Here is a 12065-nt window from a genome sequence, read left to right as displayed (position 1 = left end):
GTCTCTTTCCGTCCTGATTATTGGCATCATCCCATGTCTTTGTTCCTTTAACAGATACCTTTTCTGTATTGGTGTTCTTTACTATGAATCCTTTTATTTCATTTCCTGTTATTTCACTCTTATAGTTTTCAATAGGATCTTCCTTGATTGTATATTTAATCTCATGACCATTTTTATACTTCTCAAGATTAGTAAATGTGTACTGCCAGCCATTACCTTTATTTAAAACAGTAGATTTAATTTCTTTATTGTTGGCATAAAGACGAATAGTTGCTGAAATTCCTTCCTTTCCTGCCCATACCTTGGTAACAGGTATAGATACCTTACCTGTAATGGTATTAGTAATTGTAAAGCCATCTCTAGCTGTACCGGTGATACCGGTATTATATCCATTCACCTTAACTTCCGAAATACTATAAATAATCTCATGACCATCCTTATCATCATACTTTGGAAGATTAGAGAATTTATCCTTCCAGCTGCTGTCTTTAGTCAAGACAGCTCTAATTTTCTCTTTGCCATCTGCTAATAATTTAATAGTTACAGAATCAGCAGGCTTTCCTACCCATTTTTTAACAACAGGAATAGATATCTTTTCTGTATTAATATTCTTTACTTTAAAGCCTGTTTCAGCGTCTCCGGTAATCTGACTGTCATAATTTTGAATAGACTCTTCTTTTAATGTATATACTATTTTCTTCCCCTGACCGTCATACTTATCAAGGTTTTCAAATATATAAGACCAGTTATTTCCCTGATTCAGTTCCGCTTCCTGTTTTTCTATTCCATTCGCAAACAGCTTTACTAATGCTTTAGGTGCCTTAGGCCCTACCCATGTTTTATTAACCGGAATTGATAATTTCCCGGTAATAGTGTTTACTATCTCATAAACATCCTCTGAAACTTTCTTTATCGAAGATGTATATCCTACTGTCGATTCTTCTTTTACTGTATATTCAATTTTCTTTCCTTTTTCATTCTTAGGAAGATTTTCAAATTTGAATTCCCAGTTATTTAATCTTGTTGCAGCAGTTTCCTGAATTTTTTTATTTCCCTTATAAAGAGCTACTTTAACTTCATTAGGTCTCTTCTTCTCTTTATCATTATCATCCATCCATTTTTTACTGCCCCTGATAGTTATAGTTTCGGGCTTATGTTCATTTGTTATTGTGAAACCATTATAAGTTGCCTTATATCCTGCAACAGCTTCTTCTTTCACCATGTAATCTATCAGGTTCCCATCATCATCATATTTATCTAAGTCATCAAATTTATAATTCCAGTTTCCGTCTGCATCTGCTTCCACTGTTTTATTTTGTATGGCATAACCATTTGCATAAAGTACTACCTCAATTTCCTTAGGTCTAATACCATCTCTGTTGTCTTCATCTTTCCAGATTTTCTTTCCTGAAACAGAAGTTTTTTCCTTTTTATTTACTATCTCTTTAACAGCTTCTTTGCTTCCGTCATTAAAATCACTTGTTTTAACTTCAACTTCCTGATCGGACTTTATATATCCTAATGGAGCTTTAGTTTCTCTTATAATATAATTTTCCTTTGATAGGTTATCTATATGACCATTTCCATTTTTATCCGTAGTTATATTTCCGGCAACAGTTCCTGTTGCAGCTTTAACTACTTCAAATTTTGCTCCGGCAAGATCTTTTCCATTTTCATTCTTTTTGTGAATTTTAATTGAAAAATTATTCCCACCGCTTTTAGGCGTGAATTTTACGTCCTTATAGTTATTCCCGGATGTTCCCATTAATCCCATTTTTTGTGCAGTAAAAAAAGTTATTCCTTTATCTGTAATGAGTTCAACTTTATCATCATTATTTATATTAGTTAAATATATTTTATTATCTGCCGGATCTATATAGAAATAATATCCAAATCCATCACCCGGAGTTAATTTTGAATCTTTCTTTGTATAACTCCTGCCATTAACCTTAACTTCTTTAATTTTTTCAGCCATGTTTGGCTTCTTAAACTTCAGTTTTAGCTGATTATATGAATAGTTCACTTCAGATGATTCAATCTCCAAATCAGGAGTATTTGTGTTCTCATTTTCAAGTTTAGAATACATTATGCTTGCAGAATCATGCATCTTTAGATAAGAATTGGCATCTTTAACTGTTACTGTTACTTTCTCACTATCCGTTATTATTTCTATCTTATCTTTATTTTTTAAAGCCGATAAAAAAATATCCGGATCAGTTTCAGATAAAACATATCTTTTACCTGAATTTAAATCACTTTTGTTAGAAACTTTGGTAAAGGTTTCCCCATTTACCTTTATTCCTTTAATTCTTTTCAGCTGGTCCATGCTCTTAACTTTCAATGAGCACCCAAATATCCCGTTACCCGCGCTTCCTACTATGTCGACAGAATGTTCTTTTGCCATTACCGGAAAGCTTAAGACTGAAAAAACCAAAGCCATTAATAATATGACATTCTTTAATCTTTTTTTCAATTTCTTACTCCTTTGCTTAACTATCTATTAATAATGTATTAATAGTAATACATGAATGGATTAATATCATTCATATTGTCATTCAATATTGTTATTTCTTCCTTAGTTATGTGTAAATGAATAATAAATATTACTACAGACAACATAACAGATAACATAAGTTATCAGAATTGTCTTATAGTCTTAAAACTAACAATATCTTAGATAGAAAACAGATGCTCTCCCCTTTTTATAATCCTTTCTAGAATTCGAAAAAACGATTAGATATTTGTCATATGCAACAAATAATCCTTTCTTTTCGAACTGAATATCTATTGCATCCGATATCTTCTCTATCTTATAAGACTTAATCTCATTCAGCGGATATAGTTAATATAATTGAACTAATTATTTCTAGTTTTTTATATTAGTCTATCCTTACTCTTACTATATCAAAGAATTTTTTTAAAATAAAATAATATGATAATATTCTATTAAAAATAGATTGTTTTACTAAGACATACCGAATGACTCCTTTAGTTAATAAAAATCATCTCATAGTATGTTTTATCTATCACTTTAATCTTTATGTTAAAAAACACTGTATCATTTATGATAGTTAGTTTTTTCATATGAATTTCCTTTCAATTTAGTCCTTAAATAATTTACTCATGAATAATATATCGTAAACACCTATTTCTCATAAATCATTAAACACTGACTTTATCTAAATATATTATGGAATATTTAGAGATAATCTCTGCACTTCCGTTACTATACATTTTAATAAATTGTGATATTAATTTAATTAAGGTACATATTAGAGAGTTCATATCAAGAAATATATATTTATTTATGCTCACGAAAGAGTATAATCAAGAAATAAAAAAATCGGCTGAAAAATTAATACAATAACAAAGAGGACGATACCTGTGAATCGCCCTCTTTCTGTTCTCAAAAAATCTCGTTTTAATTTTACAATATCTTCATTTCTTAAATCTGATAGTAACTATCACTTCTTCTTCTGTTTCATTCTGTTCAGATATAATATCAGTATTTGTTTTCTGAATCATAGTTAAAGCTTTATTAATTGTATTTAAAGCTATTCTAATACTTTTAGAATAAGCTTTTGATGTTCCTTTCTTTTTAGCCTTAGGTTTATCTGATGCCAGCTTTTCTTTTATTTTCTTTTCTGTTTCTTCAACAGTTAATTGATTAGCTTTAATATTACGTAACATATTGTTCTGCTCGCTGGTATTAGAAAGCTTTAATAAGGCTCTTGCATGTCTTTCAGATATTTCTTTATTCCTTACTGCTTCCTGTATAGTCATAGGAAGCTGGAGAAGTCTAAGCTTATTAGCAATAGTAGACTGTTTCTTACCCATTTGTAAAGCCAGTTTTTCCTGAGTCATATTCTGTGCATCTAATATCTGCTGATAAGCTAGTGCTTCTTCGATCGCTGAAAGATTTTCTCTTTGAATATTCTCTACTAAAGCGGCATTAGCTGTCTGCTGGTCATTCAGCTTTTGAATAATCGCAGGTATTTCTTTAATATTAGCTAATTTACAGGCACGATATCTTCTCTCTCCTACTACAATCTGATACTTATGAAAACCTAATGGTCTAACCACAATTGGCTGTAAAAGACCATTCTTTTGTATTGAATCAGATAGTTCCTGTATCTTTTCTTCTTCAAAATGTGTTCGTGGCTGTTCTTTATTAGGCTGTATCCAATTAATATTTAAAAACTTATACACATCTCTTTTCATATGATCCCTGCTTTCTATAATGGCTGTTTCTTTATTTTACCAAATAATCTAGGATATTGGCTAGGTGTTTTCCTGATTTTATGAATAATTATATTATGTCTATAATCCTGATCTTTACTTAAAGCAAAAGATACATCTTTTATAATCTGACCGCCAAGTATTTTAATACCTTTCTTTGCTTCTTTCAATTCTTCTTCTCCTGCTTTTCCCTTTAATACTAGAAAATATCCATTCTCTTTCACAAAAGGAAGACATAATTCATCAAGAATATTTAATCTGGCTACCGCTCTGGCAGTAGCTAAATCAAAGGATTCTCTATATAGCTTTACGTAATCCTCTGCTCGTGTATGAATAGCTTCTACATGATCTAATTCTAATTCTTTAATCAGCATTTTAAGAAACTGAATTCGTTTTCCTAATGAATCAACAATTGTAATTTTTAGATCAGGATAAATAATCTTTAAAGGTATACTAGGAAATCCCGCTCCGGCTCCTATATCTATAAGTGACTGAGATGAGAATGGAAAATCAAAAGAGATTGTTAATGAATCATAGAAATGCTTAAAATAAACATCATCTCTATCAGTAATAGCTGTCAAATTCATCTTTTCATTCCATTCTACTAATAATTGATAGTATCTTTCAAATTGATGAATCTGATAATCAGTTAATAAAATATTTTTTTCTTTTAATAAATTAAGAAAATCCATATTAATCTCCATAAGCACTTTTTAAATATATTAATAATACAGAAATATCAGCCGGATTGACACCGGAAATACGAGTTGCCTGTCCTACTGTTAATGGTCTAATCTTCTTTAGTTTTTCTTTAGCTTCAATAGATAGATTCGTAATATCGTCGTAATCAATATATAATGGTATTTTCTTTTCTTCCATCTGTTTACTTTTTTCTACTTGTCTCAGTGTTTTATCTATATATCCTTTATACTTAATCGCAATATTAACTCTTGTAACTTCTTCTTCAGTTAGTTCATTATTACCTAAATAATCTTTTAATATCTGATAAGATAATTCCGGTCTTTCTATGAGTTTAGAAGCAGATGTTCCTTCTTTTAAGACAGAAGATCCAATCTTGTTTAAATAATCATTAATATCACTCTTAGGAGTAAAGCGAAGCATATTTAATCTATCTATCTCATCTTTAATATGCTTCATCTTATTTAAATAAAACTGATAATCCTCTTGACTTACCAAGCCATATTTATATCCATATCCTATCAGTCTCTCATCAGCATTATCATGTCTTAATAAAAGTCTATATTCAGCACGACTTGTCAGCATACGATAAGGCTCTTTTGTGCCTTTAGTTACTAAATCATCTATTAAAACACCTAAATAAGATTCATTTCTTTTTAATATCAAAGGTTCTTCTCCCTTGACTTTTGCGATTGCATTAATACCGGCAATTAATCCTTGTCCGGCAGCCTCTTCATAACCGCTTGTACCATTAATCTGACCGGCAGTAAAGAGATTCTTAATAAGCTTTGTTTCCAGACTAGGATGAAGTTGTAAAGGATCAATCGCATCATATTCTATTGCATAAGCATATTTTAAAATAACACAGTTCTCAAGACCCGGTAATGTACGTACCATATGTTCTTGAATATCATGAGGCATTGATGTAGAAAAGCCTTGAACATAAATTGAATCAGTTTCTCTTGATTCCGGTTCTAAAAATATCTGATGTCTTTCTTTATCAGCAAACTTAACAACCTTATCTTCAATAGATGGACAATAACGTGGTCCAACACCTTTTACGATACCTGAATACATTGAACTTTTACTCAAATTATCTCTAATAATCTTATGTGTTTCTTCAGTTGTATAAGTTAAAAAACAAGGATCCTGTTCAGCAGAAGGAACATAACGATGCGTATGATAGGAGAATGATAAATGATCATCACTTCCGGGCTGTAAAGAAGTCTTAGAATAATCTATACTATCTGCTTGAATACGTGGAGGTGTTCCTGTTTTAAGTCTTTGTATTCTAAATCCTAAATTTTTAAGCTTATCTGATAAGAACTTAGAATATCTTTCATTATCCGGACCGCTTGGTGTTTTTGTATCACCGACAAGTATTTCAGACTTTAAATAAGTACCGGTTGTAAGAATAACTGTCTTAGCTAAATACCGTTCGCCATTTTCTAAGACAATACCTTTACATATATTATCTTCAACCAGCAGATTTTCCACCATATTCTCAACAATATCAAGATTCTCCTGATTCTTTAAAACCTGCTGCATATAGCGTGGATATTTCTTCTTATCTTCCTGTGCCCTTAAAGCCTGAACACCGGGACCTTTAGCAGTATTCAGCATCTTAATCTGAGTATAGCATTGATCAGCACTCTTAGCCATTTGACCACCTAATGCATCTACTTCTCTTACAATAATACCTTTAGCCGGGCCACCAATAGCTGTATTACATGGCATCTGACCGGCATTTTCAAAATGACTGGTTACCATTAAAGTTTTTAAGCCGGTTCTTGCGGGTGCAAGACAAGCTTCTATACCGGCATGGCCAGCTCCTACAACAATCACATCATACATACTTTCTACCTTCTTTTCGCCTTAAAACTATACCATATTCAATCGCCTTTTTCAAATAACCTAGATAAAAGAGAAACGGCTGAATTACCGTTTCTCTTTTATCTCATTTCCTACTTCTTTAACAATCTGATTTCCACCCTGATTTCTCCAGTTATTCACAAACTCAGAAAAATAACTTAAAGGTTTTTCCCCGGTAACAATTTGTAAATAAGCATCCTTTTCCAGCTGTGTCAATTTCCACCAATTATTTCTCATCGTTTTAGTATTACCAAAATAGAGTGAATTAACTTTCCTAACCTTATGAGACTCAAGTAAAGAAAGTGCTTCTACACGGGAGGCATAAGCTGCCCAGTTTTCAATTCGATTTGTTTTCTCATTATTTAAATAACGCTGACAAACATTTGCATAAGCCTTATCAAGTGCTGTAAGTAAAGAAATACTTTTATCCTTAGTCAAAATCTTTTGAATATTAACATAACTCCTATGTAAAGCATTATTATAATCTATATTAATAGATATAGGTCTTGCGGTTGGATCAACATTCAAAGCATAATAATCATTAATTTCTTTCTCATCCAAATTATCATAACGAAGATAATCAAAAATAACTGAACTGATTTTAAAAATCAATTCAGGATGCTTAAATCCTTTCCTTACTACTACATATTTTGAAGACGGTTTGACAGAATGATATGTTGTATATCCCGACTCATCAGTTTGAATAAGATAAGGTTTCCAAGAAGCCTTAGGATTTTTCTTTAATGCTTCTATTAACGGATTATTAGGAACCCACCATGGTCCAAAAAAAGCACCACAGTTTTCTTCTATTATTTCCTGGGCAATATCAGCACCTTTACGTAAAAGAAGATTTCTATCGAGAATTCCCTGATTATATAATGAACGAAGATGTGATAAGGCCTTTGTAACATTACTATCAATAGAGCCATACAAAAGCTTTCCATCCTTTTTAATCCATTGCTTTGGATAAGTATTATAATAGGCAAAATACAAGTTTAATAAGTATTCTGAGCTAAATCCTGTTGCGGCAGTCAGATTTGTATCTACCATAATACCGGTTGTTTTTGTCTTACCCATCTTTTTCTTTTGAAATGTACGGACAATATTTTCAACATCTTTTAAAGTATGTGGTGTATTTAAATGACATGCTTTAAGCCAATCTTCTCTTACCCAAAACAAATTCGGTCCATCATCAATATTTGTTTCCGGCATTGCATAAATTTTATTATTAAATGATACATTTTCCAATATTGAAGAACCATAGCTGTTATACATATCTTTAACTCTTCGACTTGCACAATTCTTATAAGCTTCGGAAAGATCAGCAATCATATCATGATCATGGAGATATTTTAAATCCTCATACTTTTCAACAATCATAATATCAGGAAGATCCTTACTTAAGATAATATTATCAATCTTATTGAAATACAACTCATCCGGTGCTCTTAATACATCTTTATTCTGAACATTAAGCTTCTTTAAAAGATATCTGGTATAAGCATTATTCTCATAGGTATCACCTTTAGGCATATTAGAGTTATTATCTCCGGTCATCTGTGCCAAGGTGTAAGTAATCTTTTCAGGATACTTACCATAAGGAGTCGTTGAAGCTTTTTTTAAAGAAGCACTAAAGGAGTCGCTGCTAGGCGACCCCGTTGAACATCCTGTTAAAAGGAAGAAAGATAAAATTATGATTAATATCTTTTTGTTCATAGTCATTATCCTTTAACTGCTCCTGACATACCTTCCGCATAGAATCTCTGTAGATATATAAATAATATCGCAATTGGGATAGAAACGCAAACAGCACCTGCTGCGAATCGCGTATACCATACATCTATGTATTCTTTTGTAAGCATATTCCATAAACCAATGGCTACTGTATAATAATCAGCATTTGCTCGGCAGATAACTTTAGCAAAGATGAAATCCAGCCATGGACCTAGGAAAGCAGTTAAAATAGTATAAACAATAATAGGCTTAGAAAGAGGAATAGTAAGTTTTGTGAAAACCTGCCACTTTGTTGCTCCATCAATATAGGCAGCTTCATCAATAGCTTTTGGAATAGTATCAAAGAATCCTTTAGCAATATAGAATCCCATACCGCTTCCTGCACTATAAACGAGAACCAAAGCAACACGTATCATAGCACCTTCAGAAAGACCGAAGGCCTTTAAAATATAATACACTGCAACCATGCTCATGAATCCCGGGAATAATCCTAAAATCATAGCAATATTCATAAATGGCTTTCTTAACTTAAATCTTAAACGACTCATACAATAAGCTACTGATAAAACAAAGAAAGTTGACACAATACAAGAAAAGATTGCGATTATAAGTGTATTCATAAACATACGAGGGAAGTTCATAATATGCGTATCAGTGAATAGCTTTATATAGTTATCGAAAGTATAAGATTTAGGGAAGAATGTATCGATATAACTTCCCGGTTCTGCTCTAAAGCTTGTTAGGATAACCCATAAGATTGGGAAAACCCATATAAATGATAATACTGCCAGCAGACAATGAACAAGGATATTCTGAATAGTCTTTTTTCTCTTATAAGACTTAGTAATTACTTTAGCCATTACATGAATCCCTCCTCGTTCTTATATGATCCGGTATTTCTATAAGTTACTATAGCTACAATAGCTAAGACAATAAATGTCATGATACCGATAACAGCACCAATATTATAATATTGTTTATCAATTGTCAGCTTATAAAGCCAAGTAACAAGCAAGTCCGTTTTACCGGCTGTAGCTCCTACAGGTGTAGGATCTCCGCCTGATAACAAGTAAATGACATTAAAGTTATTAACATTACCTGTGAACTGAGTAATAAGATAAGGTGTTGTCACAAATAACATATAAGGTAATGTAATCTTAAAGAAAGTAGTAAATGCATTTGCCCCATCAATCTTAGCTGATTCATAGAGCTCAGCAGGGATATTTTGCAGGATTCCGGTAACCTGCATAATAGTATAAGGAATACCAACCCATAGGTTGATTGCAATAACTGTCACACGTGCCCATGTTGTATTAGTAAAGAAAGGCAGTGAATTAGAAATAAGTCCGGCATTTTTCAATAATACGTTAACAGCACCTTCCGGCTGGAGCATTGTTCTCATAATCAATAAAGAGACAAACTGTGGAACTGCAATACTTAAAATAAAGCAGAATCTCCAGAAAGCTTTACCATGTGTATCTTTTCTATTGATCACAATAGCAAGCATCATACCAAATACATAGTTAAGGAATGTAGCAAAGATTGCCCACACAATTGTCCATGCCAAGACACCCCAGAACTGTTTACCGATAGAATCACCAAAGCTGAATATTTTGGCAAAATTTTTCAATCCAACCCAATCAAATAGTGTTAAATGATTGTCTACAACACTGTAGTTTGTGAATGCCATAGAAATCATGAATACTAACGGCAGAATTGTAAAAACTAAAATTCCAAGAATCGGACCGGATAACAGTAATAAATGAAGATTACCATCTAATAATGATTTTAAATCTTCTTTAAAACTAGGCAGTTTCTTGTTTTTGCTTGCTAATACCTGTGATTTGTAACTGCTTGAGACATTAGCACGCCATATTAATATAAAACCAACGAAAAGGAATATTGTCGCAATTCCATAAAGTAAAATAAGTAAAGAATTATCTCCCTGAGAATATTCATATATTCCTTTAGCTTCATTCCATACACCTTTTTGAACAGATGTTCCTAAGCTAGGTAATTTTGCTAAGTTATTAAAGCCTTGCAATACCATGAATAAAATAAAACCAATTTCACTTAATAAAAACAATAGACCTTTAATAATCTGTTTATGTCTTAAATTATTGAAACCCATAATAATCATTGAAAGTTTTGTTGATGCATCAGCATGCACGACAGCTTTTTCAAATGAATAGGGCGTATCAAAATTCTTTATTTTTTTCTTCTTAAACATTCTTTTGTACCCCACATTTCAGAAAAAGGTCTCAAAGAGACCCTTTTATTAATCAGTTTCTTTAGTATTTAAAGATTTAACAAACTTATCTGTTTCTTCTTTATAATTAGCAGCAGTTACTTTTTTACCAACGATAGCCTTACCGAATGTTTCAGCCGGTACCCAATATTTAGTCATTGCAGTAATAGTTGGCTGAATAACTGAAGTATTATTAATAGTATCATTCTGTGCTTTGATTAATGGATCTTTAGAAATCTTTTCATCTTTTAATAATTCTGTATTACAAGGAATAATCTTTCTAGCTTCATAATGACTCTTCTGAGACTCAGAACTTCCTAAATACTTAGCTAATGCTACAGCAACTTCTTGATGCTTAGAGTTAGGATTAACACCAATTGCCTTGCTTCCTGCAAATGATTTTAACTGCTGTTCTTTACCATCAATAGTTACTTTTGGTAACTGAACTGCACCGAATTTGTCACCTAAAGCTTTTTTAACATTGTCATAATCCCAAGAACCTGAGAACATTGCCTTAACACTGCCGGAACGTAAACCGGTAAGAGCTTTACCATCTGCATCATTAACAAAATTCTTATTATTTACTAAATTAATTAAATATTTAGTAGTTGCATAACCTTTTTCACCTTTAAAGTCAATACCTTTGCTTGCATCAGTACCATCTCCAAATAAGCTTCCACCATTAGCAAGATAGAATGAACCGTTGTACCAAGCGTTTGTTAGTGGGAAGGCAACAGTTGCTTTCTTTAACATTGCATCTAAGCTCTTAACATCATCAGCTGTAAAAGCAGAAGTATCATAGTACATGAACCAAGTATTACCGGTAAATGGAACGCCATAAATCTTACCATCACTAGTCACTGATTTAACCATTGGTTCTGAATTTGTTTTCTTAACTTCTTCAGCAGTGCTTCCGCCTAACTGTGCAATACCCTTTGCATCAATTAACTGACCTAACTGGTCATTCGCAAACATATAAACATCAGCAGCGGCGTTAACGTCCTGTGCTACAGTTTTTCCTGCATCACCTTCAGAACACACACCATATTTGAAAGTGATTTTCCACTTCGGATGCTTTTTAGCAAAAGCTTCACACTGTCCCTGAATCCATTTGTTAGACTGATCTTCCTGTGGAGTCCATACAGTGATTGTAGCTGTTAATTCTTTATCTTCCTGTTTAGTTTCTTTAGACCCACAGCCTGCAAGTCCGAAGCACATTGTTGCAGCTAAAGCTGCTGCCATACTCTTTCTAGTATTCATAATTAGATTCTTC

The 12065-nt window shown here is 32.3% G+C and carries 8 protein-coding genes; all 8 read right to left on the bottom strand.

What is annotated here, in order from left to right; all coding sequences use genetic code 11:
• Nucleotides 1-2473 (bottom strand): Cna B-type domain-containing protein (locus tag HMPREF9943_RS10130; RefSeq protein WP_004801189.1); only part of this gene is annotated, 2473 nt, incomplete at its 3' end.
• Between the two features lie 965 nt (nt 2474-3438).
• Entirely contained in the window at nt 3439-4221 is a 783-nt protein-coding gene (gene noc / locus HMPREF9943_RS00895) for a nucleoid occlusion protein (protein ID WP_004801188.1), read from the bottom strand.
• A 14-nt stretch (nt 4222-4235) separates the two neighbouring features.
• The gene (gene rsmG, locus HMPREF9943_RS00890) at nt 4236-4931 is read right to left on the bottom strand and encodes a 16S rRNA (guanine(527)-N(7))-methyltransferase RsmG (RefSeq protein WP_004801187.1); all 696 of its coding nucleotides are present in this window, start codon (nt 4929-4931) and stop codon (nt 4236-4238) included.
• A 1-nt stretch (nt 4932) separates the two neighbouring features.
• Complete coding sequence (gene mnmG, locus HMPREF9943_RS00885; RefSeq protein ID WP_004801186.1) at nt 4933-6792, bottom strand: tRNA uridine-5-carboxymethylaminomethyl(34) synthesis enzyme MnmG; 1860 nt, start codon at nt 6790-6792, stop codon at nt 4933-4935.
• Between the two features lie 84 nt (nt 6793-6876).
• Entirely contained in the window at nt 6877-8526 is a 1650-nt protein-coding gene (locus HMPREF9943_RS00880; RefSeq protein WP_004801185.1) for a type 2 periplasmic-binding domain-containing protein, read from the bottom strand.
• 5 nt (nt 8527-8531) lie between these two features.
• Nucleotides 8532-9404: a sugar ABC transporter permease gene (locus tag HMPREF9943_RS00875; RefSeq protein WP_004801184.1), complete on the bottom strand. Its 873-nt coding sequence runs from the start codon at nt 9402-9404 to the stop codon at nt 8532-8534.
• Nucleotides 9404-10774, bottom strand: coding sequence for a carbohydrate ABC transporter permease (locus tag HMPREF9943_RS00870; RefSeq protein WP_004801183.1), 1371 nt, complete (start codon nt 10772-10774; stop codon nt 9404-9406). Before HMPREF9943_RS00870 ends, HMPREF9943_RS00875 begins: the two co-directional genes overlap by 1 nt.
• A gap of 48 nt (nt 10775-10822) precedes the next feature.
• Nucleotides 10823-12052: an extracellular solute-binding protein gene (locus HMPREF9943_RS00865; protein WP_004801182.1), complete on the bottom strand. Its 1230-nt coding sequence runs from the start codon at nt 12050-12052 to the stop codon at nt 10823-10825.
• Nucleotides 12053-12065 lie beyond the last annotated feature (13 nt).

Source organism: Eggerthia catenaformis OT 569 = DSM 20559 (genome assembly GCF_000340375.1).
Classification (GTDB): domain Bacteria; phylum Bacillota_I; class Bacilli_A; order Erysipelotrichales; family Coprobacillaceae; genus Eggerthia; species Eggerthia catenaformis.
Note: the sequence above shows the minus strand (reverse complement) of the source record. Positions and strands in the feature narration are given on the sequence as shown.

Bases quoted from the DNA above. Each gene is read 5' to 3' on its own strand.
- noc (WP_004801188.1), bottom strand. From the start codon at position 4,221: ATGAAAAGAGATGTGTATAAGTTTTTAAATATTAATTGGATACAGCCT.
- rsmG (WP_004801187.1), bottom strand. From the start codon at position 4,931: ATGGATTTTCTTAATTTATTAAAAGAAAAAAATATTTTATTAACTGAT.
- mnmG (WP_004801186.1), bottom strand. From the start codon at position 6,792: ATGTATGATGTGATTGTTGTAGGAGCTGGCCATGCCGGTATAGAAGCT.
- HMPREF9943_RS00880 (WP_004801185.1), bottom strand. From the start codon at position 8,526: ATGAACAAAAAGATATTAATCATAATTTTATCTTTCTTCCTTTTAACA.
- HMPREF9943_RS00875 (WP_004801184.1), bottom strand. From the start codon at position 9,404: ATGGCTAAAGTAATTACTAAGTCTTATAAGAGAAAAAAGACTATTCAG.
- HMPREF9943_RS00870 (WP_004801183.1), bottom strand. From the start codon at position 10,774: ATGTTTAAGAAGAAAAAAATAAAGAATTTTGATACGCCCTATTCATTT.
- HMPREF9943_RS00865 (WP_004801182.1), bottom strand. From the start codon at position 12,052: ATGAATACTAGAAAGAGTATGGCAGCAGCTTTAGCTGCAACAATGTGC.